The sequence below is a fragment of the Leisingera caerulea DSM 24564 genome (assembly GCF_000473325.1).
GTDB lineage: Bacteria > Pseudomonadota > Alphaproteobacteria > Rhodobacterales > Rhodobacteraceae > Leisingera > Leisingera caerulea.
Genome location: NZ_AXBI01000019.1, coordinates 175,668 through 202,075 on the forward strand (window position 1 = coordinate 175,668; position 26,408 = coordinate 202,075).

The following is a 26,408-nucleotide window of genomic DNA, read 5'->3' on the forward strand; positions in this document are numbered from 1 at the left end:
CGTCTCACTCGGCCGCCAGTTTCAGGTCCGCAGGCGCGGCGGCCACGAACAGCCGGGTGGCGCTGTCTTCGATATCGCGGCGGATGCGGCTGATCACCGCCTCGAACCAGGTGAGCGCGGCGGAGGCCGGGATTGCCACCGCCATGCCCGCGGCGGTGGTCAGCAGCGCCTCCCAGATGCCGCCCGCCAGCAGCGCCGGATCGGCGCGAGAGCCTGCCGCCTGCAGCGCCTGGAAGGCGGCGATCATGCCCAGAACGGTGCCGAGCAGGCCCAGGAGCGGCGCGATGGTGGCAATCAGCTCCAGCGCGCCCAGCCCGGTGGCGGCACTGCCCAGATGCAGCTTGGCCACCCGGGCGGTTTCCTCGCGGGCGCGGTTCTCGGGCAGGGTGGCGAGGGCGGTCAGGGCCGTGGCCACCACCCTGGAGCGGATGCCGATGCGCCCCTTGACGATGGCCAGCGCGGCGCTGGTTTCGCCGCGTTCATAGGCCTCCACCGCGCGGCCTGCCTTGCCGCGCGACCAGGCGCCGATCAGCGCCAGGCGCCAGATTTTCCACAGGATCAGCGCCAGGGTGATTACAGACAGCGCCGCAATCGCCCAGATCGACGGGCCGCCGTCGCGCAGGAATTTCACCGCCTTGGCAGCGGCATCGCGGGCGGTCTGCGCCAGTTCCTCCTGCCGGGTCAGCGGTTCGGCGGGCGGCAGCGCCTGTGCCGCCGGCACATCATCGGCGGGTTCAGTCAAAGCAGCGTCAGTGCCGGACGGGGCCGCAGGCGCGGCGGCTGCCGGGACGTCCACTGCGTGTGCCGCTGGGGTGACAGGCGAGGATACCGCCGGGGCCTCGGCGGCGATTTGCGGCACCGGTGCCGCGGGCGATTCCTGCGCGGCAACCGGACCTGCAAACAGCGGGGCGGTCAGAAACACTGCGGCAACGGCCGCATGGGCGCGGTTGGTCATGATTGGCTCCAATATGCGGCGATATAGCTGGTTCCGGGGGCGGGTTTGTCCTGCCGAAGCGCTGCGCGCAGGCGCTGAACTTCGGCCTTCTCGCAGGCGAACCACAGGTAATGGCCGGGCGCGTGCTTGCGCGCCGCCAGCGCCCGGTCTGCCAGGCTGTGTTTGTCCTCGCGGCGCAGCCAGGTCAGCGTGACGCCCTCTGGCGCGGTCACTGGGTAGCCGCAGCCTTCTCCTTCGTTGCTCAGCAGAACGGCCTCGCCCGCGCTGTTCTGCGGCAGGCTTTCCAGGATGCGGGCCGCGGCGGGCAGGGCGGTTTCGTCGGCGTAGAGCAGGATGTTCGAGGCCGCGGGAATGCCGCCGCCGCCGGGACCTGCAATGGCGAGCCGGTCCCCGGGGCGGGCCCGGCGCGCCCATTCGGTGGCGCGGCCCCCGTCGTGCAGGAAGATATCGAACTCCATCAGCCCGGCCTCATGGCTGATCCGGCGGGTGGTGTAGACCGGACGGTGCAGCGCGGCCTCTCCCCCGGGCCAGACAGTGGCGCCGGTTTCCGACAGCCGGGGCCATTCCGGCGCGGCACAGTCCGGGGGCGGCAGCAGCAGGCGGAAGTGGATGGCATCGTCCTGAAAGCTGGCGAGATCCGGGGATTTGACCTGAACACGCAGAAAGGCGTTTCCGATTGGCGTAACCGACTGGACCGTGGTGAAATGGACGTTGGGCGGCAGCGCGCCAGCGGCGGCGTCCGGCCAGCGCAGGGCCTTGGAGGCACCGGGCCGGATCTCGTCCAGGTGGCTGGCGATGCCGTCCTTCAGCATGTGCAGCCGGTCCGGCATGGCTGCCGAAACGCGGATCGCTGTGCCGCCGTCCCGGGCGGCAAAGCTGTAGTGACCGAAGCCTGTGATTTCCACCGTCACTGCAACGGCGCTGTTTTCAATCACCGGCAGCTCATGCTCCTGCGCCATGGCAATGATGGCCTGGCGGACGGCGGCAAAGGGCAGCTCAGGCAGTCCGGCGTTTGCCTGCAGCGGGAAAGCGGGGCGGATGGTCATGGCGGCCTCGTTCATTCGGGGATGACATGCGGGGTGCCATGCACCGGATCGGCGATGATCCGGCAGGGCAGCGCAAAGACGGACTTCATGACCGCTTCCGTCACCACCTCGGATGGCGAGCCCTGGCAGAACACCCGCCCGTCCTTGAGCGCGATCATGTGGCTGGCAAAGCGGGCGGCCAGGTTGATGTCGTGCAGCACCATTGCCACGGTGCGGCCGGTTTCGCGGTTGAGCCTCTGCACCAGCTTCAGCAGCTCAATCTGGTGCGGCAGGTCCAGGTAGGTCGTGGGCTCGTCCAGCAGCAGGATGCCGGTTTCCTGCGCCAGCGCCATGGCGATCCAGGCCCGCTGGCGCTGCCCGCCCGACAGTGCCTCCAGCGGTCTGGCCCCGTGCCCGGCCATGTTGGTGAGGTCCAGCGCCCGGGCGACCGCCTCCGCGTCCTGCCGCGACCATTGCCGCAGCGCCGACTGATAAGGGGTGCGGCCGCGTGCCACCAGGTCGCGCACCGTCAGCCCATCGGGCGCGGACGGGGTTTGCGGCAGGATCGCCAGGCGCTGCGCGACTGAGCGGCTGCTTTGCCGGTGGATCGCCTTGCCGTCCAGCACCGCCTGGCCGCGGCCGGCGGGCTGCAGCCGGGCCAGGGTCCTGAGCAGGGTGGATTTGCCGCAGGCGTTGGGGCCGACAATGGCGGTCAGCCCGCCATCGGGAATGGCAGCGGTCAGGCTGTCCAGCACGGGCATTCCGGCATAGCCGGCCGAGAGATCCTCGGCCCGCAGGCGGGCGGTGTCAGGCATCAGAGCGTTCCTTTGCGAGAATGCGCCAGCAGCAGCCACAGCAGCACCGGGGCGCCGATGAGCGCGGTAAAGACGCCGGCGGGCAGCTGCACCCCCGGCACCATGCGGGCGGCGGTGTCGGCCAGCAGGGTCATCAGCGCCCCGGCTGCGGCGGCGGCCAGCAGCGCAGGCCTGCCGCCGGGGATCAGGCGGCGGGCGATCGGCCCTGCGGCAAAAGCGACAAAGGGCAGCGGCCCGGCGGCGGTCACCGCCAGCGCGGTCAGGAGAATGCCAGCCCCGGTCACCGCCAGCCGCAGGCGGGAGACGGGCAGCCCCAGGCCGGTTGCGATGCCGTCCTCCATCGCCAGCCGCGCCAGCGGGAAATGCAGCTGCCACAGCACCGGCGCCAGCAGCGCCAGTCCGGCCCAGACCCGCGCCGCGTCCGTCCATCTGCGGCTGTGCAGCGAGCCGGTGAGCCAGCCGATCATGTCGGAGGCGGTCTGCGGGTCGATGCGGCTGATCAGCAGATCCGCAGCGGCAGTCAGCGCCAGGCTGGCGCCGATACCGGTCAGGATGAGGCGGCCCGGGGCCAGGCCGTCCTTCCAGCTCAGCAGGATGACCAGCGCTGCGGCCAGCGTGGCGCCGGCAAGGGCGCCGGCCAGCATCATGCCGCCGGTCAGGGTCACCGCGGCCAGGGCGCCGCAGCTGGCGCCGGCGTTGAAGCCGATCACATCCGGCGAGGCGAGCGGGTTGCGCAGCATCGTCTGGAACATCGCGCCTGCCAGGCCAAAGGCAGCGCCGGCGCCAAGCGCGGCGGCAATCCGCGGCAGCCGGTGGTCCAGCAGGATCATCTGCTCGATGCCGGTGCCCTGGCCGCGCACCACAGCGGCCATCTGGCTGCCGCTGAGGGGGTAGCTGCCGGTCAGACCCGCCAGCAGGGCGGCGGCCAGCAGCATGGCCATCAGGCAGAGACCGGCCAGCAGCGCCCGGCGTGATACCTGCACCGACAGGGCAGCGAAGCGGAGGGTCCAGGTCATAGGCTGCGCACTCCGTTCCGGCGCACCATCCAGATCAGCACCGGTCCGCCGATCAGCGCGGTCATCACGCCCGCCTGCATATTGCCGCCGAACAGCGGCAGGCGCCCGGCCAGATCGGCGGCGATCAGCAGCAGCGGTCCGAACACCGCAGAAAAGGCCAGCGTCCAGCCCATGTCCGGCCCGGCGGCCCAGCGGGCCAGATGCGGCACGATCAGCCCGGCAAAGGCGATCGGCCCGGCCATCGCCACGGTGGCGCCGCACAGGAGCACGATGGCAATCCCGGCGGTGGTCCGCGCCAGCCCGGTGCGCACGCCCAGCCCCCTGGCGGTGTCCTCGCCCAGCTGCAAGGCGTTCAGCCCGCTGGCCGCCACGGCGGCAAGCCCTGCGCCCAAGCTTAGAAAGGGCAGCAGCGCATAAAGGGTCGCCGTCTGAATACCGTCAAACCCGCCCAGCACCCAGAAGCGGAAGACATCCAAGGTTTGCGAGCTGACCAGCAGCAGCGCCCGGGTGAGGGCGAGGATCAGCGCGCTGAGCGCCGCGCCCGCCAGCACCAGCCGCAGCGGGTTGGCGCGGCTGCCGCCGCCCAGCAGGAACACCAGCACCGAGGCCGCCAGCGCGCCGCCAAGCGCCACCCAGACAAAGGCTGCCGGATCTGTGATGCCGAAGCCCAGGATGCAGATGACCACCCCGAGCGCGGCTCCGCCGTTGATGCCCAGCAGGCCCGGATCGGCCAGCGGGTTGCGGGTCATGCCCTGGATCAGCGCGCCGGAGATGCCAAGCGCCGCGCCTGCAAGCACGGCACCGGCCAGCCGCGGCAGGCGCATCTCGCGGATCACGATATGGGCGGCATCATTGGGGTCATAGGCTGTCAGCGCGGTCCAGACAGTCTCCCAGCCGGCGGGCCGGAAGCCAAAGCGCAGCGCGGCGGCTGACAGCAGCACCAGCCCCAGCAGGGCTCCGGCGAGTCTGAGGCCGCGCAGGCTGGCGGCAGGCCGGGCCGGGGAGATGGCAACGGCAGAGATGCTCATGTCATTTTCCCTCCGGCAGCAGACCGGCCTTGGCCATGCTGGACACGGGCGTGGCCGGGTCGCCATCCAGGGCGGCCTCCAGCAGCGGCACCAGCTGATCCAGCGCGGCGTCCAGGCTCAAGGGGCTGGAATGAGACAGCGCCGAGGACAGCAGGCGCCCGGCATAGATCTCCCGCCCCTCCCGGGAGGCGCGCAGGGTATGGCGCAGGGGCAGGCGCTTGAGCCGCTGAACAGACCCGCCGGCGTCGATCCAGATCAGCACATCGGTGTCGATGGGAGAGAGATCCTCCTCAGGAACCAGGGCATAGTAGCTGTTCGCGGGGGTGAACGGGTCGGATACCTCAGGGACTTTGAAGCCCAGGGCGGCCAGGAACTGTCCGCGGATGTCGGTTGCGGAATAGGCGCCGGTCCGGGTGGCCGAGACCATGACGGCGCTTGCGCCCTGCCACTCGGGGTGGGCGGCGCGGATGGCGGCGAAGCGGCCCTCGATCCGGGTGATGATCCGGTCGGCCTTGGCAGCGTTTCCGGTTGCCGTGCCCAGGGTGCGCAGCATGGCCTGCCAGGGGGAGCCGTAGCTGCCGTGGGCGGCCTTGGGCGGGATGGTGGGTGCGATTTGCGACAGCAGCGCATACTCGCGTTCGCTCATGCCGGACCATTGGCCGGTGATCAGGTCCGGTTCCAGGGCGGCGATCCGCTCGATGTCGATCTGGCCCTGCAGGACGATGGGCGTGGCATCGCCCAGGGCCGCCTGCGCCCAGGGCCAGACACCATGCGGATGGTTGCCGAACCACTTGCGCAGAGCATAGGGCGTTTCCCCCAGCGCCAGCAGGAAATCATGGCCGATGTAGCTGAGCGAGACGATGCGCTGCGGTTTGGCGGGCACAGTTGTGGCGCCGTAGCGGTGTTCGATCACCGCCGGGAAAGGTTCCGCCGCGCTGGCCGCGGGGGCAAGCACCGCTGCGGCCAGCAGCAGGTATGCGCCGAGCCGGGCACGCGTATCTGGAAATATCAGAGCCAGCTTCACAATTCACTCCAGCCTGCGGCGCGGACAGGAACTGCGCCGGGATGTTGATCCGATGATGGCTGGACTGTGTGCCGCGCCAATGGCGCGGAGCGTCTCGCTGAAGGGCGCCCGGTTCAGGCGCGTCCGGACGCTTAATTAACCTTAGTTCTTTTGTCAAGTTATCTGGCCGCCCGGTCCGCAACTGAAACGGACGGCCTGCTGGTCTCAGATGTGCAGCGCGTGACCCAGCGCGCGCAGGCACGCTTCCTGGAGGCCTTCCGACTGGGTCGGGTGCGCGTGGATGGTTGCGGCGATGTCCTCCAGGCAGGCGCCCATTTCGATGGCGAGCGAAAACGCCGCCGACAGTTCGGAGACACCGGCCCCGACCGCCTGCAGCCCCAGCACCGCCTGGTCGGCATCGCGCCAGACAACGCGGATGAAGCCGTCCTCGCGCTCTGTCGTCATGGCGCGGCCATTGGCGGCAAAGGGGAATTCGGCGCTGCTGCTGCCCTCCACTTCGCCCGGCAGGGCGCCGCAAGTGACAATCTCGGGGTCGGTGAAACAGACGGCTGGGATCGCGCGCTTGTCCCATTCGACTGCGTGGCCTGCGATATGCTCGGCCACCATCTCACCCTGGGCCATGGCGCGGTGCGCCAGCATCGGCTCGCCGGTGACGTCGCCGATGGCGTAAATGCCCCGCATCGAGGTCTGGCAGGTCTTGTCGATCCGGATGTAGGGGCCGTTCAGGGTCAGCGCCAGCTCATCAACGCCGATGCCTTCGGTGCGCGGGCGGCGACCGACGGTGACCAGGACTTTCTCTGCCTGAACCCCGCCCTGGCTGGTGGTCAGAACGCCATCGGCGAAACCTTCGGCCCTGGCGCCGGTCATCACCTTGACGCCCAGGGTGTCCAGCCGCTTGGCAACCGGCCGGGTCAGGGCCTGATCGTAGAGCGGCAGGATGCGGTCTTCGGCCTCGACCACGGTGACCTTGGTGCCGAGCTTGGCAAAGGCGGTGCCCAGCTCAAGCCCGATATAGCCTGCGCCGACCACGGCGAGGCTGCCGGGCACGGCGTCCAGTGCCAGCGCCTCTGTCGAGGACAGGATATCACCGCCGAACGGCAGCGAGGGCAGCTCGACCGGGGCGGAGCCGGAGGCGATCACCACGAACTCGGCCCGGATCTGGTCCTCTTCGTCACCGCGTTTGACAGAGACGGTCTTGCCATCCAGGAACCGGGCGCGGCCCTGTACCAGACGCACGCCGGCTTTGCGCATCAGCCCGCTTACACCGGTGGTCAGGCGCGAGACGATGCCGTCCTTCCACGCGACAGTCCGGGCGAGGTCGATCTGCGGGCTGCCTGCAGAGATGCCAAGCGGCCCGTCGGAGGCATGGGCGATCTTGTGAAATTCGTCGGCGGCATGGATCAGCGCCTTGGAGGGGATGCAGCCGACGTTCAGGCAGGTGCCGCCGGGCTGGGCCTCGTCCACCACGATGGTGTCGATCCCCAGCTGCCCGGCCCGGATGGCGCAGACATAGCCGCCGGGGCCTGCGCCGATGATCAGCAATTTACACTTCAGATCAGTCATTCAGCCCTCGACAAACAGCATGGCCGGATTTTCCAGCAGGGATTTCAGTTTCTGCACAAAGACCGCCGCGTCCCAGCCGTCGATCACCCGGTGATCGAAGGAGCAGGAGATGTTCATCATCTTGCGCGGCCGGAACTGCTGGCCGTCCCAGACCGGGCGGATCTGCATCTTGTTCACCCCGACGATGGCCACTTCGGGGTGGTTGATGATCGGCGTGGTGGCAATCGCGCCAAGCGGCCCCAGCGAAGTGATGGTGATGGTGCCGCCGGTCAGCTCTGCGCGCTGGATCGAGCCGTCGCGGGCGGCCTCGGCCAGGCGGGCAAGCTCGCCTGCGTTGTCCCACAGGCTGTTTGCCTCCGCATGGTGCAGCACCGGCACGTTGAGCCCCTGAGGGGTCTGGGTCGCGACGCCGATATGCACACCGCCGTGGCGGTGGATCACACCTGCCTCATCGTCGAACCGCGCATTCAGCGCAGGCTGCTCCCGCACCGCCTCGACGATCGCGCGCATCAGGAACGGCAGCAGGGTCAGCTTGGGCCGCTCGCCCTCGTGCTTCTTGTTCAGCGCCGCGCGCAGGTCCTCCAGTGCGCCCATCTCCACCTCTTCGACGATGGTGATATGCGGGATCTGCCGTTTCGACAGCGCCATCTTCTCCGCGATCTTGCGGCGCATGCCGACAACGCGGACTTCCTCGACGCCGGTGTTGCGGCCGCGGGTCACGCTGCCCTGCTGGATGCCGCCGGAGGCGATCCAGCTGTCCAGATCTTCATGGCTGATGCGCCCGGCCGGGCCGCTGCCGGGGACCTGGCGCAAATCGACGCCTTCCTCCCGGGCGCGGGCCCGCACCGACGGCGAGGCCAGCGGTTTGGTGCCATTTGCGCGCGGCACCGGAGCGGCGGGCGCGGCAGGGGGAACGGGCGCTGCCGGTTCCGGGGCCGGCGCAGGCTGTTCCGCCGCGGCAGCGCCCGCTTCGGGGCGTGTCTCAGCCTTGGGCTGCGGGGCCGGTTCCGCCTGTGCGGCGGCATCGGCGGATTCGTTGCCCTCTCCCTCCACCTCGATGCGGATCAGCACCGAGCCGATCGCCATCATTTGGCCGATCTCGCCGCCCAGCTCCAGCACCTTGCCGGACACCGCCGAGGGCACCTCGACCGCGGCCTTGTCGGTCATCACGGCCGCCAGGATATCGTCCTCGCGCACGATGTCGCCGGGCTTGACGTGCCACTCGGTCAGCTCCGCCTCGGCAATGCCTTCCCCTACATCGGGAAGACGCATGGCAAACACACCCATCCGGTCAGCCCTCCATCACTTTTTTCAATGCCTCGCCGACCCGGGCGGGGCCGGGGAAATATTCCCATTCCTGCGCGTGCGGATAGGGCGTGTCCCAGCCGGTGACGCGGATGATCGGCGCCTCCAGGTGGTAAAAGCAGTTTTCCTGCACCAGGCTCATCAGTTCGGCGCCGAACCCGGAGGTGCGCGTCGCCTCATGCACGATCACGCAGCGGCCGGTCTTTTCAACGGATGCGGTGATTGTCTCCAGATCAAGGGGCAGCAGGGTGCGCAGGTCGATCACCTCGGCGTCGACTCCGGCGGCCTCTGCCGCAGCTTCCGCCACATAGACCATGGTGCCATAGGCCAGAACCGTGACGTCCGCACCCTCGCGGGTGATGCTGGCCTTGCCCAGCGGCACGGTCTCTGCGCCCTCCGGCACGTCGCCCTTGGGGTGGGATTTCCAGCTGGTGACGGGGCGGTCGTGGTAGCCGTCGAAGGGGCCGTTATAAAGCCGCTTCGGCTCCAGAAAGATCACCGGATCCGGGTCCTCGATGGCGGCCAGCAACAGCCCCTTGGCGTCGCGCGGATTGGAGGGCACCACCACCTTCAGCCCCGACACATGCGTGAACAGCGCCTCCGGGCTCTGGCTGTGGGTCTGGCCGCCGAAGATGCCGCCGCCGGTGGGCATGCGGATCACCAGCGGGCAGGTGAAATCGGCGTTGGAGCGGTGCCGCAGGCGCGCCGCCTCAGAGACGATCTGGTCATAGGCCGGATAGACATAATCGGCGAACTGGATCTCGATCACCGGCTTCAGCCCGTAAGCCGCCATGCCGATGGCGGTGCCGACGATGCCGGATTCGTTGATCGGCGCGTCAAAGCAGCGTGATTTTCCGTATTTCTCCTGCAATCCCGCGGTGCAGCGGAAGACGCCGCCGAAAAATCCCACATCCTCGCCAAAGACGACGACGCGGTCGTCTGCCGCCATCGCCACGTCATGGGCCTCGCGGATGGCCTCGATCATGGTCATGCTGGCCATCTCAGTACCCCGCTTCCTGGCGCTGCCGGATCAGATGCGGCGGCATGGTTTCATAAACGCCTTCGAACATGTCGCGCGGGCTGGGGGTCTTGCCGCCGCCCAATGTGCCGATCGCCTCGGCCTGCTTCTGGGTGGCGATGACGCCGTCCAGAATTTCCGCCTCAGCCTGGGTGTGGCGGTCCTCGCTCCACTCGCCAATGGTGATGAGATGGGTCTTCAGCCGCTCGATGGGATCGCCCAGGGGCCAGGCCGCAGCCTCGCGCCGGGAGCGGTAGGCGGAGGGGTCGTCGCTGGTGGAATGGCCGCCCGCGCGGTAGGTGACATGTTCGATCAGGGTCGGGCCATGCCCCAGGCGGGCGCGTTCGCAGGCCCATTTCGCCACTGCGTGCACGGCCAGGTAGTCGTTGCCGTCCACCCGGATCGAGGCGATGCCAAAGCCGTGGCCGCGGGCGGCAAAGGTGCCGACGCCGCCGCGGGCAATGCCCTGGAAGGTGGAAATTGCCCATTGGTTGTTGACGATGTTCAAGACCACCGGCGCCTTGTAGGTGGAGGCAAAAACCATGGCGGCGTGAAAATCGCTCTCAGCCGTGGAGCCGTCGCCGATCCAGCCGGTGGCGATCTTGGTGTCGCCCGAAATGGCCGAGGCCATTGCCCAGCCGACCGATTGCACGAACTGGGTGCCCAGATTGCCGGAAATCGAAAAGAACCCGTGTTCCTTGGAGGAATACATGATCGGCAGCTGGCGCCCGTGCAGCGGGTCGTCGGCGTTGGAATAGATCTGGTTCATCATGGTCAGCATCGGATAGCCGCCCGCGATCAGCAGCCCGGCCTGGCGGTAGGTCGGGAAGTTCATGTCGCCCGGCCTCAGCGCACGGGAAAAGGCGCAGGACACGGCCTCTTCGCCCAGATGCTGCATGTAAAAGCTGGTTTTCCCCTGGCGCTGCGCATTCAGCATCCGCGCGTCAAACGTGCGCAGGGTCAGCATGTGCCGCAGGCCCTCGCGCAGCTCGTCAGGGCTCAGCGCGCCGGCCCAGTCGCCAACCGCCTCGCCGTCCTTGTTCAGCACCCGGACAATGGAAAACGCCATGTCGCGGATCGAGTCGGGGTCCGCATCAACCGGCGGGCGTTTGACGGCCCCGGCGCGCGGAATTTCGAAGTCCGAGAAATCAGGTGTGTCGCCCGGACGGCAGCCCGGTTCCGGCACGTTCAGCGATAGCGGCGGAAAGTCATCACTCATGCGGTACCTCTTTGTTCTGAGCGCCCCCAGGCGGCGCGCGGAAGAATGCGCGCGGCGCAGTGCCTGTCCCGACAGCTTAGCAAAACCGCATGGTTGAAAAATAACGAATATGGGGGTACTGGTGCGAAAATCAGAGGAAATTTACTCGGAAACGCAAAATTTATGGTGGTTTTCGCTACAGATTCAGTTGATCGGGAGATACTTCGCGCGCTGCGTGATGACGGGCGGATTCCCCTGGTGCAGCTGGCGGCCCGAGTCGGCCTGTCCCAGACGCCCTGCAAGCGGCGCCTGCAGCGGCTGGAGGAAAGCGGCCTGATTTCCGGCTACAACGCCCGCATCGACCGCAAGGCGGCGGGGTTTGGCATCACCGCCTTTGTGTCGGTGGAGCTGGAGCGCCAGGACGCGGACGAGATCGCCAGCTTCCAGAAGAAGATTGCTCAGTTCGAGGAAGTGGTGACCGGCACGCTGATGACCGGCGCGCAGGACTTTCTCTTGGAAATCGTGGTGGAAAGCCTGGAGGAATTCGAGACGTTCCTGCAGACCAAATTGCTGCGCATCTCCGGCATCCGCGTGGTGCGGTCGCGCTTTGCGCTGCGCAAATTCATCGACCGGGCGCGGATTCCGTGACCGCGGGGCGGTCAGCGGCCGTCAGCCGGCCTCGACCGCCAGAAGTTTCCGGTACATCTCCAGCAGGAACACCTCAGCCTCGGCATAGCGGTCCTGTGCCTTGGCGGGGGCGATTTCCTCGATCTGGACGTCGAAATCGGCGTAGTGCTGGGTGGTGGCCCAGATCGAATACAGCAGATGGTGCGGATCGACGGTTGCAATCCGGCCCTCGCGCATCCAGTCCTCCAGCACAGTGATCTTGGTGTTGTACAGCTCCTTCAGCGGGCCGAAGATCTCGCTGCGCGACTGCGGCAGGCCGCTCAGGATCTCATTGGCGAAGAACTTGCTTTCCTTTGGGAAATTCCGCGAGATTTCCAGCTTGCGGCGGATGTACTGGCAGATTTCGTCGATCGGGTCGCCATGCGGGCTCAGCATGTTCAGCGGCGCCATCCACAGCTGAAGGGTGCGGGCCAGAAGCTCCTTGCGGATCGCGTCCTTGCTTTCGAAATAATACAGCAGGTTCGGCGTGGTCAGCCCGGCGTTCTTGGCAATCAGGTTGATCGACGCGCCGGAAGATCCGTGCTGGGCAAAAACCTCCAGCGCGGAGGCCAGGATTTGTTCAGTCTTTTTCCGCTGAATCCGGGTCTTCGGCTTTTCAGCTGCCATGCGCGCCATGTAAATTCCGCCACCTATAAAAATGTCTATCTGGCGCCCTATTGGCACAAGTCAAAGGCTGTTGCCAGCGGTCGCGCGCAAAAGGCCGGTTCAAATCAACGTGCGGCTGCGGGCGGGCCGCCCCGTGGGGCAAATGAGCGGGCAGCCAGAGCCGCCCGCCAATAGGCACCGTCCGCGGGGAGATTTGTCCGGACGGTGCCGTTTCCGGGCCGGGGCCCGGTGCAGTTCAGCGGAAGGCCGGGATGATCTTCTCGCCATAGTCGGCGATGATTTTCTCTTCGTCGCCGCTGTCGAGATAGATGTTGAACTGGGTGGTGCCGGCATCCTGCAGATCGCGGATCTTGGCGATATGTTCGTCCGGGGTGCCCAGCACGCAGAAGCTCTTGACGATGTCTTCGGTGATGAAGTCCAGGTACGGGTTATCGCTCTGGCCGTGCTTGGAATAGTCGTAGCCCTTGCGGTTCTTGATGTAGTCGGTCAGGCTGGTGGGGACGTGATCGCCGTCGGTGCCGTATTTCTCAACGATGTCAGCGACATGGTTGCCGACCATGGCGGGGAACCACTTGGTCTTCTCGATGCCTTCCTCGATCGGGCCGGTATGCGCGGGCGCTGCCGCCATCACGCGGTAGTTCGACATGTCGCGGCCTTCGGCCTCGCCGCCGGCCTTGGCCTGATCGGCCAGCCATTTGATGATCTTGGGTTCGGCGATCTGCAGTACCACGCCGTCACCGACCTTGCCGGCCGAGGCCAGGGCCTTGGGACCATATGCGCCGATCCAGACCGGCAGTTCGTAGCCCTGGGCCCAGGGGAATTTCACCGGCTCGGGGCATTCGCCGTACTGCACTTCCTCGCCGCGGATCAGCGACTTCACGACGTGGGTGAATTCTTCCATCCGCTTGATGGTCGACGGCTTCTTGCCCATCACCCGCACGGCGCTGTCCCCGCGGCCCAGGCCGATGTCGAAACGTCCGCCGGACTGTTTCGCCAGCGAGCCGAACAGCGAGGCTGCCACCGACCACTCGCGCGAGTTCGGGTTGGTCACCAGCGGGCCGAAGCGCATCTTGGTGGTGTGCTCCATGCACATCGCCATCGCGACAAAGCTTTCGCGCCACAGGATGTGGCTGTCGTAGAACCAGCAGTAGGCAAAGCCTGCGTTTTCCGCCTGGCGGACCAGTGCGCGGGCGCGTTCGGGCTCAACGAAGCCCTTGAAGCAAATACCGAATTCCATGTGTGTTTTCTCCCTGTTGGAATCTTAGTGTTCGGGGGCCCAGATGCGGATGCCCGCATGGGTGAAGGGCACCGCCTTGGAAATGTTCTGGCGGATCAGGATCGGGGTGATCGCCTCGATGCAGCGGGCGGCCTCGGCGTCGCCGGCGTTGTAGGCCTGAACATCCAGCGCGCCGACCAGCTCAATCACCTTCTTGCGGGCAGGCAGGCTGTTGCCGCAGACCAGGATGTCGCAGTTGATCGGCCAGTCGAGGTTGTTGAGCGTGGTCGCCGACACGTTGTGCAGCGCGCCGATCACCGGAATGTCGTCACCCAGCAGCGCCTGCGCGGCCTCGGTGGCGGAGCCTTCTGGCGGCATTTCAACCTTCTTGGGGTCGCCTTCCTTCAGCGGCACCACGATGTCGACCAGGATCTTGCCTTCCAGCTGCGGCTTCAGCGCCTCCAGCGTGGCGTTGTGGGCAGAAAACGGCACCGCGAGGATGACCATTTCATCCGCCGCCGCGGTGGCGCCAGCATTGTCCAGCCCTTCGATCGGTGCGGCGCCTTCCGGCAGCTTTGCCATCAGGTCTGCCGCGATGCCGGCGCTGCGCTCGCCATCGCGCGAACCCAGTGCCACGGCGATCCCTGCGCGGGCAAAGCGCAGCGCCAGCCCCTGGCCCTGCGGCCCGGTGCCGCCAATGATTGCGATCTTCATCTGAACATATCCTCCTGTTTTTTTCTGAGTATGTCGGCGCCGCGGCTGTCGGCGGGCTGCCAGTCGAGCCCGCGCAGCAGCACCGCCGGTGTTTTTCCGTTCTTGCGCACCACCAGACCGGAGGCGGCGGAGATTTCATCGGCCAGCGCCGGTTCGGTCACCTGCAAGGGCCGCCCCCAGGCATCCAGGTTGCCCTGCTCCTGAATGGTGGCCGGGACCTTGCTCAGCCCGATGGCCACGTTGATCTGGCCCAGCCGCCAGGGGCGGCCGAAGGTGTCGGTCATCACCACGCCGATCTGCGCGCCGAAGCGGGCGGCCAGCGACGTGCGCAAACGCTCGCAGCTGGCGTCGGGGTCGCGCGGCAGCACCATCGCCGCGTCCTCCTCGCCGAAGTTCGACTCATCCACCGCGGCATTGGCGGAGATGAAACCCAGCCGGTGTTCGCAGATCATCGTGCCGGTGTTCTGATCCGGGCGGCGGAAGGCGCGCACCACCCGGGTGCTTTCGCGCAGGACGATCTCCACCTTGCGCGGGTCCTTGTTCAGCTCCTCGCCGTATTTGACGGCCTCGTCCGAGGGCGTGACCGAGGCCAGCGGGATGATGCAGTCCTCGGCCTTGGAGAACACCTTCTGCGCGATGCACAGGATATCGCCGTCCTGCAGGCCAAGCCCGGCCTGCTCCAGGCAATCACCCAGGATCGCGCCCAGATCGTCGCCGTTCCGGATATCCGGCACGCCGGGCACGGCGGTGAGGGAGACGGACAGACTCATCGCGCGCCCTCCCGCACCAGCGCCTGCGGGTCCTGCGCCAGCAGGCAGCTGAGATCCTCGGCGGTGTCGACATCAATACGCAGGCTGTCCAGCGGCAGCACCACCGGGCAAAGGCCCGCAATTTCTGCCGCACGCCGGTGGGCGATCAGCGACTTCTGCCCGTAGGCAAAGGCAAAGGGGCAGGGCAGCGGCACCAAAAGCGCGTTGGTGCCAAGGTCGGTCGCCGGGCACAGCACCGCGCGGGTGCCGTCCAGCGGATAGGCCAGAAGCTGGGCCAGATCGTCCGGCGACGGGTCCGCCAGATCGCCCGGCAGCACGCACAGTGCCTCATACCCTTTGGCCGTTGCCCAATCCGCTGCTGCCTCCACCGCCAGCGACAGGGTGCCGGGGTCGTTGTCGTCGATGCAGATCAGCCCGGCCTGGCGCGCGATCCGCGCAATCACCGGGCTGTTGGACACCACGGCAATGTCGGCGGCGCCTTCGGGCAGCATGGCAACCGCCTCCTGCAGCCGCGTGATGGTGGAGCGGAACAGCCCCCGGGCCAGCGCTTCGCGGTCCCGCGGCGCCAGCGCCATGCTCAACCGCGTCTTGGCCCTGGAGGGGTCCTTCATCGGGATCACCGCCAGCCGCTTGCTGCATTTCACCGCCGCGCTCATGCCGCCGTCTCCCGGTTTGTGCGGGCAAGGCCCAGATCCGCAACTTCGCGTGCAAGGCGGGCCTTATCGTCCTGGGTCTTCATCAGAATGTCGCTGCAGACCGGCGCCAGCCCCATCGCGCGGATTTCGCCCGCCAGCCCGGCGTCCGCGTGGTCGATCACCAGCGTATCGGCCAGCCCGCGGTACCGCGCAGCCACACCGGCCGCATCGGCCCGTTCCCCCAGCGCCGCCATCATGCGGTCGGCCGGGCCCTTGACCACCTTGCCGCCGATGAACGGGCTGACAGCAACCTTCTGCGCACGCGCCGCGCGCAGCGCCGCGGTGATGCCCGGCACGCCCAGAATGGGGGCAATGCTGACCAGCGGGTTGGAGGGCGCAATCACGATCAAATCCGCCTGCCGGATCGCCGCCAGCGCCTCTGGCGCGGGGCGGGCCTGCGCCAGCCCGTCAAAGGCCAGCTCCCGCACGTCCGGGGCGCAGCGTTCGCGCACGAAATACTCCTGGAAGCTCAGCCAGCCCGCATCGGTGCGCACCCGTGTCTGCACCTTATTATCTGTCGGCAGCAGGATCTCCGCCCGCACCCCAAAGGCGCGCGCCACGTCGCGGGCGATATCGCTGGGCCGGTCGCCCTGCAGGCGGCGCATGGTGCGGTAGATGTGCAGGCCAAAGTCGCGGTCGCCCAGCGACATCCAGGTGTCCGCGCCCAGCTTGTTCAGCGTCTCCAGCGCCCGGTGGCCCTCATCCGCCACGCCCCAGCCCTGGTTGCGGTCGATCACATCACCCAGGCTGTAAGTCAGCGTGTCGATATCGGGCGAGACCCAGAGGCCGTGAAACTCATCGTCATCCGCCACATTGCCGATCACCGACAGCGCCACATCCGGCAGCGCGGCCAGGCCCTCGGCCATCTTGGCACCGCCGACGCCACCCGCCAGCAGGGTGACCTTATGCTTCTGCGCGCTCATTCTGCCGCCTCCAGCTTGGGCCCGCGTTCGGGGAACATTTCCAGAAACGCCAGCGGGTCGCTGCCCTGACGGTCCACCAGTGGCGCGATCACCTCGGGATCGTGATCGACATAGACGTCGCGGATCTCGTAAATGGTGTTGCGGCGCACCGGCACCCGGCCCGCGGCGCGGATGATCTCTGTCAGTTCGCGCGCTGTGATCTCCTGCCCGTGGGCAGACCCGGCCGAGCGCGAGATGCTTTCGTTCATCAGCGTGCCGCCCAGGTCGTTGACCCCGCGTGACAGCATCTGCTGTGCCCGCGCCGCGCCCAGCTTGGTCCAGCTCACTTGGATATTGTCGATCCAGCCGTGCAGCATGATGCGCGACACCGCGTGCATCAGGTCCACCTCCAGCGCAGTCGGGCCGGGGCGCACTTTGTCCGGGTTCTGCGACCAAAGCGGCGATTCGGTATGCACAAAGGAGAGCGGCACCAGCTCGGTGAAGCCGCCGGTATCCTTCTGGATGTCGCGCAGTAGCCTGATGTGCGCGGCCCAGTGCTCAGGCCCGTCGATATGGCCGTACATGATGGTGGCGGTGGTGGGGATGCCGACCTCATGCGCGGCGCGGATGATCTCCACCCATTTTTCGGCGCTCAGCTTGTTCTTGGTCAGCTGCATCCGCACTTCGGTATCCAGGATCTCCGCCGCGGTGCCGGGCATCGAGCCGAGACCGGCGTCTTTCAGATCCGCCAGGAAGTCGTGATAGGACATCTTGGTCTTGGACGCGCCATACCAGATCTCAAACGGCGAGAAGGCATGGATATGCATGTCCGGCAGCGCTGCCTTGATGGCGCGGATAATGTCGCGGTAGTAGGTTCCCTCCATCTTGGGATGCAGGCCGCCCTGGATGCAGACCTCGGTCGCACCGCGGTCCCAGGCCTCCTGCGCGCGCTCGACGATCTGTTCGGGCTCCAGCCACTCGGCGTCCTTGTCCTCGCTGCGCTTGGCAAAACCGCAGAAGCGGCAGCCCATATAGCAGATGTTGGTGAAGTTGATGTTGCGGTTCACCACAAAGGAGACGCGGTCGCCATTGGCGCGGCGGCGCAGCTCGTCGGCCACGGCATAGACGGCCACGGCGTCAGCGCCGGTGGCGCGGAACAGCTCGACGCCTTCGGCTTCGGACACTTCGCCGCCCTCCAGCGCCATCTCCAGAATGGCGCGGACCGGGGCGGAGGCGGCGCCGACGGCAGCCGGGACCGCGGCAAAATTCTCGGCGGGGTGCTGGATGGTCATGCTGTCTCTCCGATGTGGCGCTGATCGCGGGCGAGGCCGTTTTCCTGGGCCATGCCGGCCGCACGGGCCAGCACGCCGGGGTTGATGAAGCCGCTGTCCCCGGTCAGGTAGCGGGGGTAAACGGTGAGCCGCTCGCGCAGGTCAAAACCGGCCCCGGTGCAGGAGCTTGCCAGCGCTCGGATCTCCGGCCATTCGTGCTGCGGGTTGATGAAGTCGATGGTCACGGGCGAAATGCCGCCCCAGTCGTTGATGCCTGCCTCCAGATAGGCGATGTGGCGGGCGCTGAGGTTCGGCGGCGCCTGCAGGCTGATCTCCGGTGCCAGGATGATGCGGGCGGCGGCGATGGTGCGCAGCATGTCCTCCAGCGCCGGTTCCGGGTGGTTCGCCATCTCGATATCCGGCTTGCGCTGGAAGTTCTGGATGATCACTTCCTGGATGTGGCCGTGGCGGGCGTGGGCGTTGTTGATGGCGTGCAGCGCCTCGATCCGCTCGGCAAATGTTTCGCCAATGCCGATCAGCAGGCCGGTGGTGAAGGGCACCTGTTTCTCGCCTGCGCGCTCCAGCGTGCGCAGCCGCTGCACCGGCACCTTGTCGGGGCAGGCATAATGCGGCTGGCCCTTGCGGGTCAGGCGGCGGCTCACGGTTTCCAGCATCATCCCCATCGAGGCGGAGACCGGGCGCAGCACGTCGATCTCGTCATCGGTGAGGGTGCCCGCGTTCACATGCGGCAGCAGGCTGGTTTCCGTCAGCACCAGCTCGCACATGTCGCGCAGGTAATCGGTCAGGCGGGAATAGCCGAGCTTTTCCAGCCCCTTGCGGGCCTTCTCATAACGCAGTTCCGGCTTTTCACCGAGGCTGAAGAGGAGTTCCTTGCAGCCCTCGCGCTCACCCTTCTGTGCGGTGGCCAGCACCTGCTCCGGCGTCATGATATTGGCCTCCGGAGACTCCGGATGCTTGACGAAGGTGCAGTAGCCGCAGGTGTCGCGGCACATGTTGGTCAAAGGCACAAAGGCCTTGCGCGAATAGGTGACCGTGCGGCCCCAGTGGGCGTCGCGGATCCCGGCTGCGCGCATCATCAGGGCGCGCAAATCCCCGGTCTCCGCCCAGGCTGTGCCTGTGCTGAGCGATTGGGTGTTCATGGTGTCCTCCCTGCCTCAAAGACTGTGGAGGAGGGCGCGGCATGTCAAATATTTTTTTAGCTGTAAGTCAAAAAAAATACCGTGAAGGTGTGTTGATTGCAGATAATAGGCTGTTTTTAAACTGCAAAAAATATGAGCTGACAAAAATATTGACTACTAAGTAAAACATCCAAATACTTCTTCCCAATCGCAGGCAGCCGGTTTGCCGGACGCTTCAGCGAAAAGGGAGGACATTGAAGTGCTTATTGGAACGCCAAGGGAGTTGGCGGCTGGAGAGTCGCGCGTTGCGATGACGCCGGACTCTGCGCGTCAGCTGCAGAAGCTGGGGTATGATTGCGCGATCGAGGCCGGGGCCGGGGCGGCGGCGGGGTTTTCCGATGCCGCTTACGAAGCCGCCGGGGTCGAGATCATCAAGACACCGGCCGCGCTGTGGAAAGCCGCCGATATTGTCGCCAAGGTGCGCCAGCCGGACGCCACCGAGCTGAAGCGGCTGACCAAGGGCAAGACGCTGATTTCCTTCTTCAACCCGGCTGGGAACGAAGAAGGCATGGCGCTGGCCAAGGCCAAGGGCGCCAATGTGATCGCCATGGAAATGGTGCCGCGGATCAGCCGCGCGCAGAAGATGGATGCGCTGTCGTCGATGGCCAATATCGCGGGCTACCGCGCGGTCATCGAGGCGGGCAACAACTTCGGCCGCTTCTTCACTGGCCAGATCACCGCGGCAGGCAAGGTGCCGCCCGCCAAGGTGCTGGTGGTCGGCGCAGGCGTCGCGGGGCTTGCCGCGATCGGCACCTCGACCTCGCTGGGCGCGGTGACCTATGCCTTTGACGTGCGCCCCGAAGTGGCCGAGCAGGTGGAATCGATGGGCGCCGAATTCGTCTATCTCGATTTCGAGGAGGAGCAGCAGGACGGCAGCGCCTCGGGCGGCTATGCCTCTGTTTCCTCGCCGGAATTCCGCGAAGCGCAGCTGGCGAAGTTCCGCGAGCTGGCGCCGGAGATGGACATCGTCATCACCACCGCGCTGATCCCCAACCGCGAGGCGCCGGAGCTGTGGACCGAGGATATGGTCGCGGCGATGAAGCCGGGCTCGGTCATCGTCGACCTGGCGGCGGAGAAGGGCGGCAACTGCAAGCTGACCGTGGCGGATGAGAAGATCGTGACCGACAACGGCGTCACCATCATCGGCTACACTGATTTCCCCAGCCGGATGGCGGCGCAGTCCTCGACGCTTTATGCCACCAACATCCGCCACATGATGGCCGACCTCACGCCGGACAAGGACGGCCAGGTCAACCACGACATGGAGGACGACGTGATCCGCGGCGCCACCGTGGCGTTTGAGGGCGAGATCACCTTCCCGCCGCCGCCGCCCAAGGTGCAGGCGATTGCCGCCAAGCCCAAGGAGACGGTGCCGGAGCTGACGCCGGAGGAAAAACGCGCCCAGGAGGTTGCGGCCTTCAAGGCGCAGACCAAGAGCCAGGTCACCCTGCTGGCGGGCGGCGGTGCGCTGCTCTTGCTGGTGGGCCTCTTTGCGCCGGTCAGCTTCATGCAGCATTTCATCGTCTTTGCGCTGGCCTGTTTCGTGGGCTTCCAGGTGATCTGGGGCGTGGCGCACAGCCTGCACACGCCGCTGATGGCGGTGACCAACGCGATCTCCTCGATCATCATCCTGGGCGCTTTGATGCAGATCGGCTCCGGCTCGTTCCTGGTGATCCTGCTGGCGGCGCTCAGCGTCTTCATGGCGGGTATCAACATCTTCGGCGGCTTCCTCGTCACCCGGCGCATGCTCGCCATGTTCCAGAAATCTTAAAGCGAGGCAGGTAAAATGGATTACGGTTTCACCACCGCCGCCTATGTCGTTGCGGCTGTTCTTTTCATCCTGTCGCTTGGCGGCCTCTCCAACCAGGAAAGCGCCAAGCGCGCGGTCTGGTACGGCATTGCCGGCATGGGGCTGGCGGTTTTTGCCACCCTGATCGGCCCCGGCTCCGGCCTGTGGCTCTTGTCGGTCCTGCTGATCGCGGGCGGCGGCCTCATCGGCACCTATGTCGCCAAGCGGGTGCAGATGACCGAGATGCCGCAGCTGGTCGCCGCGATGCACTCGCTGGTCGGCCTCGCCGCGGTGTTCGTCGGCTTCATCGCCCATTTCGAGATCGGCAATGTGGCGGCGGCCGTGGCTGCGGGCAGCACCGAGGACCTGGGCACCTTTGCCAAGCTGATCGCCAAGAAGACCCCGGCCGAGATCGCCTTCCTGCGCGTGGAACTCTTCCTCGGCATCTTCATCGGTGCGATCACCTTCACCGGCTCGGTCATCGCTTTCGGCAAGCTGGCGGGCAAGGTGACCTCGGCCGCGACCAAGCTGCCGGGCGGCCACATGCTGAACGCCAGCGCCGCGGGGCTCTCCTTTCTCTGCCTGATCTGGTACTTCAACTCGGGCGGCTTCCTGCCGCTCCTGCTGATGACGCTGGCGGCGCTGTTCATCGGCTACCACCTGATCATGGGCATCGGCGGCGCCGACATGCCGGTGGTGGTCTCGATGCTGAACAGCTACTCCGGCTGGGCCGCGGCGGCGATCGGCTTCTCGCTTGGCAATGACCTCTTGATCGTGGTCGGCGCGCTGGTCGGCTCCTCCGGTGCGATCCTCAGCTACATCATGTGCAAGGCGATGAACCGCTCCTTCATCAGCGTGATCCTGGGCGGCTTCGGCGGCACCACGGGGCCTGCGATGGAGATCGACGGCGAGCAGATCGCCATCGACGCCGACGGCGTGGCGGCGGCGCTGGAGGAGGCCGATTCTGTGGTGATCATCCCCGGCTACGGCATGGCGGTGGCGCAGGCGCAGCAGAACGTCGCCGAACTGACCCGGCGTTTGCGGGCAAAAGGGAAAGATGTGCGGTTTGCTATCCACCCGGTTGCAGGCCGCCTGCCGGGCCACATGAACGTCCTCTTGGCCGAGGCCAAGGTGCCTTACGACATCGTGCTGGAGATGGACGAGATCAACGAGGATTTCCCGGACACCGACGTGGCCATCGTCATCGGCTCCAACGACATCGTGAACCCTGCCGCGCAGGAGGACCCCAACTCCCCCATCGCCGGCATGCCGGTTCTGGAGTGCTGGAAGGCGAAACAGGTCTTCGTCTCCAAGCGCGGCCAGGGCACGGGCTACTCCGGCATCGAGAACCCCCTGTTCTTCAAGGAAAACACCCGCATGTTCTACGGCGATGCAAAGCAAAGCCTCGACACGCTGCTGAACCAGGTTGCGGCCTGACCACTCTCAAGAAAAGGATTCGGATATGACCACTGATCCAAAACGCGCAAACGCGATGGACGCCTATTGGATGCCGTTCACGGCCAACCGGCAGTTCAAGCAAAACCCGCGCATGGTCGCTGCGGCGGAGGGGATGTATTACACCACCACCGACGGGCGGAAGGTGATGGATGGCACCGCGGGCCTGTGGTGCGTCAATGCAGGCCACGCCGCGCCGCGCATCACCGAAGCGGTGCAGAAACAGGTCACCGAACTGGACTATGCGCCCGCCTTCCAGATGGGCCACCCCAAGGCGTTTGAGCTGGCCAACCGACTTGCCGAGCTGGCGCCGGGCGATCTGAACCACGTGTTCTTCACCAACTCCGGCTCTGAATCGGTGGAGACCGCGCTGAAGATCGCGCTGGCCTATCACAAGGCCAAGGGCGAGCAGGGCCGCACCCGGCTGATCGGCCGCGAGAAGGGCTATCACGGGGTCAATTTCGGCGGCATTTCGGTGGGCGGGATCGTCAACAACCGCCGCCATTTCGGCAGCCTGCTGACCGGCGTCGACCACCTGCGCCACACCCATGATCCGGAGCGCAACGCCTTTACCAAGGGCCAGCCGGAGCATGGCGCGGAGCTGGCCGAAGACCTGGTGCGGCTCATTGACCTGCACGGGGCCGAAACCATCGCCGCGGTGATCGTCGAGCCGATGGCGGGCTCCGCCGGGGTGATCCTGCCGCCCAAGGGCTATTTGCAGCGGCTGCGCGAGATCACCCGCGAGCATGGCATCCTGCTGATCTTTGACGAGGTGATCACCGCCTATGGCCGCCTGGGCCGGGCGTTTGGCGCCGATTACTACGGCGTCGAGCCGGACATAATCACCACCGCCAAGGGCCTTACCAACGGGGTGATCCCGATGGGTGCGGTGATGGTCAGCAGCGAAATCCACGACGCCTTCATGACCGGGCCGGAGCATATGATTGAGCTGTTCCACGGCTACACCTACTCCGGCAACCCGGTCGCCTGTGCGGCCGCCCTGGCGGCGCTGGACACCTACCGCGAGGAGGAGCTGTTCGAGCGCGCCGCGTCGCTGGAGGAATATTGGGCCGACGCGCTGTTCAGCCTCAAGGGGCTGCCGCATGTGAAGGACATCCGCTGCGCGGGCCTGGTCGGCGCGGTGGAGCTGGAGCCGGTGGCGGGCGTGCCGACCAAGCGCGCCTTCGACACCTACCTGCGCGCCTGGGACAAGGGGGCGCATCTGCGCACCACCGGCGACATCATCGCCATGTCGCCGCCGCTGATCATCGAAAAACGGGAAATCGACGAGCTGATCGGCATTCTGGCCGAGTCGCTCATCGCGTGAGGACCTGCCCCTGGCCTGCGGCCCAAGCGGCGCGCGGGGCAGGGGCGGCAAAGGGAGAGAGATATGAAAGACGTGCAAAGCAACGCCCGCATCAACGGCAGCCGCCTGTGGGACTCGCTGATGGAGATGGCAACCAAGGGCCCGGGGGTGCGCGGCGGCAACAACCGCCAGACGCTGACCGATGCCGACAAGGAAGGCCGCGACCTGTTCAAGCGCTGGTGCGAAGAGGCCGGCATGACGGTGGGCGTGGACAGCATGGGCAACATGTTTGCCCGCCTGGAAGGCACCGAGCCGGATCTGGATCCGGTGATGATGGGCAGCCATCTGGACACCCAGCCGACGGGCGGCAAATACGACGGCGTCCTTGGCGTGCTGGCGGGGCTTGAGGTGGTGCGCTCGATCCGCGATCTGGGCATCACCCCGCGCCGCCCTATCGTGGTGGTGAACTGGACCAACGAGGAGGGCACGCGGTTTGCCCCCGCCATGCTGTCCTCCGGCGTCTTTGCGGGCGTTCATACCCAGGACTGGGCCTATGCGCGTGAGGACGCGGAGGGCAAAAAGTTCGGCGAGGAGCTGTCCCGGATCGGCTACAAGGGCGATGAGCCGGTGGGCAACCGCAAGATGCACGCAATGTTCGAGCTGCATATCGAGCAAGGCCCCATTCTGGAGGCCGAGGGCAAGGACATCGGCGTCGTGACCCACGGTCAGGGCCTGAACTGGCTGCAGGTCACGCTGACCGGCCAGGAAGCGCATACCGGCTCCACCCCGATGCCGATGCGCCGCAATGCGGGCCTTGGCGCCGCGCGGATCACCGATCTGGTGCATGAGATCGCGATGAGCCACCAGCCCGATGCGGTTGGTGCTGTCGGCCACTGCGACTATTACCCCAACAGCCGCAACATCGTGCCGGGCAAGGTCGTGTTCACCATCGACTTCCGCTCGCCCAGCTTTGACACCCAGACCGACATGGAACAGCGCCTGCGCGAAGGTGCTGCCAGGATCGCAGGGGAGCTGGAACTGGGACTGGAGATCGAGCAGGTGGGCCATTTCGACCCGGTGACCTTTGACGAGGGCTGCGTGGAGGCGGTGCGCCGGGCGGCCGAAAAGCTGGGCTATTCGCACCGCAACATCATTTCTGGCGCGGGCCATGATGCCTGCTGGATCAACAAGGTGGCGCCGACCGCCATGGTGATGTGCCCCTGCGTTGACGGCCTCAGCCACAACGAGGACGAGGAAATCAGCCGCGAATGGGCGGCGGCGGGGACGGATGTGCTGCTGCACGCCGTTCTGGAAACCGCAGAGATTGTGGAGGAGCAGGCATGAGCCAGAGAACCGTAATCAAGGGCGGCACGATTGTTGCCGCTGACCGCAGCTATGCCGCCGATGTCGCCATCGAGGACGGCAAAATCGTCCAGATCGGCGCAAACCTCAGCGGCGACAAGGTGCTCGACGCCGAGGGCTGCTTTGTCATGCCCGGCGGCATCGACCCCCATGTGCATCTGGAAATGCCCTTCATGGGCACCCATTCGGCGGATGACTTTGAATCCGGCACCCGCGCGGGCCTTGCAGGCGGCACCACCATGGTGGTGGACTTCTGCCTGCCCAGCCCCGGCCAGTCGATGCTGGAGGCGCTGGAGGCCTGGCACGCCAAGTCGAAACGCGCCTGCGCCGACTATTCCTTCCACATGGCGGTGACCTGGTGGAGCGAGCAGGTGTTCAACGAGATGCAGCAGGTTGTGGAGCTGGGCATCAACTCCTTCAAGCACTTCATGGCCTATAAGGGCGCGCTGATGGTGGATGATGATGAGCTGTTCGACAGCTTCCGCCGCTGCGCCGCGCTGGGTGCGCTGCCGATGGTGCATGCGGAAAACGGCGACGTGGTGGCCACCATGCAGCAGAAGCTGCTGGCCGACGGCATCCGCGGCCCCGAAGGCCACGGGCTGTCGCGCCCGCCCGAGGTAGAGGGCGAAGCCACCAACCGCGCCATTATGATCGCCGACATGGCGGGCGTGCCGCTGTACGTCGTGCACACCTCCTGCGAGCAGGCGCATGAGGCGATCCGCCGGGCGCGCCAGAAAGGCATGCGCGTCTTCGGCGAGCCGCTGATCCAGCATCTGGTGCTGGACGAAAGCGAATACCGCAACCCCAACTGGGACCACGCCGCGCAGCGGGTGATGTCGCCGCCGTTCCGCGACAAGGCGCATCAGGACAGCCTCTGGGCCGGCCTTCAGGCAGGATCGCTGCAGGTGGTGGCGACCGACCACTGCGCCTTCACCGTGGATCAGAAACGCTTTGGCATCGACGATTTCACCAAGATCCCGAACGGCACCGGCGGCCTTGAGGACCGGATGCCTGTCCTGTGGAGCGAGGGCGTGAACACCGGGCGGCTGACACCGAACGAGTTTGTGGCCGTGACCTCGACCAATATCGCGCGTATCCTCAACATATACCCGCGCAAAGGGGCCATCCTGGAAGGCTCCGACGCCGATCTGGTGGTGTGGGACCCGAAGAAGTCCAAGGTGATCTCGCCCGAAACCCAGCAGTCGGTGGTGGAGTACAACGTCTTCTCCGGCCGCGAGGTGACCGGCCTGCCGCGCTATACCCTCAGCCGCGGCGAACTGGCGGTGGACGACGGCACCGTCTGCGCCACTCCGGGGCACGGGCGTTTTGTTGAACGGCCCGCGTTCCCGGAAGTCAACAAGGCGCTGTCCAAGTGGAAAGAGGTCACCGCGCCGCGCCAGGTGGTGCGCTCGGCTGAAAACATGCCGGCCTGCGTCTGATCATGATCCCCGGCGCAGGCCGGGGACTCTTGCATGTGCTGCCTGCCGCA

At 66.5% G+C, this 26,408-nt stretch carries 24 protein-coding genes; 6 read left to right on the forward strand and 18 right to left on the reverse strand.

Going from position 1 to position 26,408, the window contains the following annotated elements; translation table 11 throughout:
* Positions 1–4 precede the first annotated feature (4 nt).
* From CAER_RS0102945 to CAER_RS0102990, 10 genes are all read right to left on the reverse strand, one after another.
* Positions 5–955 carry a MotA/TolQ/ExbB proton channel family protein gene (locus CAER_RS0102945; protein WP_027234010.1) on the reverse strand — a complete coding sequence of 317 codons (951 nt, stop codon included), beginning with the start codon at positions 953–955 and terminating at the stop codon, positions 5–7.
* Complete coding sequence (locus tag CAER_RS0102950; RefSeq protein ID WP_245597321.1) at positions 952–2,016, reverse strand: siderophore-interacting protein; 1,065 nt, start codon at positions 2,014–2,016, stop codon at positions 952–954. The genes CAER_RS0102945 and CAER_RS0102950 overlap by 4 nt, the downstream gene beginning before the upstream one ends.
* On the reverse strand, positions 2,013–2,795 hold the full coding sequence (locus tag CAER_RS0102955) for an ABC transporter ATP-binding protein (protein ID WP_027234012.1): 783 nt from the start codon (positions 2,793–2,795) through the stop codon (positions 2,013–2,015). The genes CAER_RS0102950 and CAER_RS0102955 overlap by 4 nt, the downstream gene beginning before the upstream one ends.
* Positions 2,795–3,811 carry a FecCD family ABC transporter permease gene (locus CAER_RS0102960; RefSeq protein WP_027234013.1) on the reverse strand — a complete coding sequence of 339 codons (1,017 nt, stop codon included), beginning with the start codon at positions 3,809–3,811 and terminating at the stop codon, positions 2,795–2,797. The genes CAER_RS0102955 and CAER_RS0102960 overlap by 1 nt, the downstream gene beginning before the upstream one ends.
* Positions 3,808–4,839 (reverse strand): FecCD family ABC transporter permease, encoded by a 1,032-nt coding sequence (locus CAER_RS0102965; RefSeq protein ID WP_027234014.1) that lies wholly within the window; start codon positions 4,837–4,839, stop codon positions 3,808–3,810. The genes CAER_RS0102960 and CAER_RS0102965 overlap by 4 nt, the downstream gene beginning before the upstream one ends.
* A gap of 1 nt (position 4,840) precedes the next feature.
* Positions 4,841–5,863, reverse strand: a complete 1,023-nt coding sequence (locus CAER_RS0102970) for an ABC transporter substrate-binding protein (protein ID WP_084299359.1) — start codon at positions 5,861–5,863, stop codon at positions 4,841–4,843.
* A gap of 204 nt (positions 5,864–6,067) precedes the next feature.
* Entirely contained in the window at positions 6,068–7,426 is a 1,359-nt protein-coding gene (gene lpdA, locus CAER_RS0102975) for a dihydrolipoyl dehydrogenase (RefSeq protein WP_027234016.1), read from the reverse strand.
* Positions 7,427–8,713, reverse strand: a complete 1,287-nt coding sequence (locus CAER_RS0102980; protein WP_027234017.1) for a dihydrolipoamide acetyltransferase family protein — start codon at positions 8,711–8,713, stop codon at positions 7,427–7,429.
* A 4-nt stretch (positions 8,714–8,717) separates the two neighbouring features.
* A complete protein-coding gene (locus tag CAER_RS0102985) occupies positions 8,718–9,731 on the reverse strand; it encodes an alpha-ketoacid dehydrogenase subunit beta (protein WP_027234018.1) in 1,014 nt (337 codons plus the stop codon).
* 1 nt (position 9,732) lies between these two features.
* On the reverse strand, positions 9,733–10,968 hold the full coding sequence (locus CAER_RS0102990; protein ID WP_027234019.1) for a 3-methyl-2-oxobutanoate dehydrogenase (2-methylpropanoyl-transferring) subunit alpha: 1,236 nt from the start codon (positions 10,966–10,968) through the stop codon (positions 9,733–9,735).
* A 162-nt stretch (positions 10,969–11,130) separates the two neighbouring features.
* Here CAER_RS0102990 and CAER_RS0102995 point away from each other — a divergent pair, with 162 nt between their 5' ends.
* Entirely contained in the window at positions 11,131–11,595 is a 465-nt protein-coding gene (locus tag CAER_RS0102995) for an Lrp/AsnC family transcriptional regulator (protein ID WP_027234020.1), read from the forward strand.
* 21 nt (positions 11,596–11,616) lie between these two features.
* On the opposite strand, the gene CAER_RS0103000 is transcribed toward CAER_RS0102995, so the two are convergent.
* From CAER_RS0103000 to cofG, 8 genes are all read right to left on the reverse strand, one after another.
* Positions 11,617–12,249, reverse strand: coding sequence for a TetR family transcriptional regulator C-terminal domain-containing protein (locus CAER_RS0103000; RefSeq protein WP_027234021.1), 633 nt, complete (start codon positions 12,247–12,249; stop codon positions 11,617–11,619).
* A gap of 226 nt (positions 12,250–12,475) precedes the next feature.
* Positions 12,476–13,477 carry a TIGR03842 family LLM class F420-dependent oxidoreductase gene (locus CAER_RS0103005; RefSeq protein ID WP_027234022.1) on the reverse strand — a complete coding sequence of 334 codons (1,002 nt, stop codon included), beginning with the start codon at positions 13,475–13,477 and terminating at the stop codon, positions 12,476–12,478.
* A gap of 24 nt (positions 13,478–13,501) precedes the next feature.
* A complete protein-coding gene (gene npdG / locus CAER_RS0103010; protein WP_027234023.1) occupies positions 13,502–14,170 on the reverse strand; it encodes an NADPH-dependent F420 reductase in 669 nt (222 codons plus the stop codon).
* Positions 14,167–14,940, reverse strand: a complete 774-nt coding sequence (gene cofE, locus CAER_RS0103015; protein WP_027234024.1) for a coenzyme F420-0:L-glutamate ligase — start codon at positions 14,938–14,940, stop codon at positions 14,167–14,169. Before cofE ends, npdG begins: the two co-directional genes overlap by 4 nt.
* Positions 14,937–15,596, reverse strand: coding sequence for a 2-phospho-L-lactate guanylyltransferase (gene cofC, locus CAER_RS0103020; RefSeq protein ID WP_027234025.1), 660 nt, complete (start codon positions 15,594–15,596; stop codon positions 14,937–14,939). The genes cofE and cofC overlap by 4 nt, the downstream gene beginning before the upstream one ends.
* Positions 15,593–16,558, reverse strand: a complete 966-nt coding sequence (gene cofD, locus CAER_RS0103025; RefSeq protein WP_027234026.1) for a 2-phospho-L-lactate transferase — start codon at positions 16,556–16,558, stop codon at positions 15,593–15,595. Before cofD ends, cofC begins: the two co-directional genes overlap by 4 nt.
* Entirely contained in the window at positions 16,555–17,829 is a 1,275-nt protein-coding gene (gene cofH, locus CAER_RS0103030; RefSeq protein ID WP_027234027.1) for a 5-amino-6-(D-ribitylamino)uracil--L-tyrosine 4-hydroxyphenyl transferase CofH, read from the reverse strand. Before cofH ends, cofD begins: the two co-directional genes overlap by 4 nt.
* Entirely contained in the window at positions 17,826–18,968 is a 1,143-nt protein-coding gene (gene cofG, locus CAER_RS0103035; protein ID WP_027234028.1) for a 7,8-didemethyl-8-hydroxy-5-deazariboflavin synthase CofG, read from the reverse strand. Before cofG ends, cofH begins: the two co-directional genes overlap by 4 nt.
* 238 nt (positions 18,969–19,206) lie before the next feature.
* Here cofG and CAER_RS0103040 point away from each other — a divergent pair, with 238 nt between their 5' ends.
* The 5 genes from CAER_RS0103040 (at position 19,207) to hydA (ending at position 26,358) form a co-directional block, all read left to right on the forward strand.
* Complete coding sequence (locus CAER_RS0103040; RefSeq protein ID WP_027234029.1) at positions 19,207–20,778, forward strand: Re/Si-specific NAD(P)(+) transhydrogenase subunit alpha; 1,572 nt, start codon at positions 19,207–19,209, stop codon at positions 20,776–20,778.
* Between the two features lie 15 nt (positions 20,779–20,793).
* Positions 20,794–22,233 (forward strand): NAD(P)(+) transhydrogenase (Re/Si-specific) subunit beta, encoded by a 1,440-nt coding sequence (locus tag CAER_RS0103045; protein WP_027234030.1) that lies wholly within the window; start codon positions 20,794–20,796, stop codon positions 22,231–22,233.
* Positions 22,234–22,258: 25 nt separating this feature from the next.
* On the forward strand, positions 22,259–23,578 hold the full coding sequence (locus tag CAER_RS0103050) for an omega-aminotransferase AptA (protein WP_027234031.1): 1,320 nt from the start codon (positions 22,259–22,261) through the stop codon (positions 23,576–23,578).
* A 63-nt stretch (positions 23,579–23,641) separates the two neighbouring features.
* A complete protein-coding gene (locus CAER_RS0103055; RefSeq protein ID WP_027234032.1) occupies positions 23,642–24,901 on the forward strand; it encodes a Zn-dependent hydrolase in 1,260 nt (419 codons plus the stop codon).
* Positions 24,898–26,358 (forward strand): dihydropyrimidinase, encoded by a 1,461-nt coding sequence (gene hydA, locus CAER_RS0103060; protein ID WP_027234033.1) that lies wholly within the window; start codon positions 24,898–24,900, stop codon positions 26,356–26,358. Before CAER_RS0103055 ends, hydA begins: the two co-directional genes overlap by 4 nt.
* The last annotated feature ends 50 nt before the right edge of the window (positions 26,359–26,408 follow it).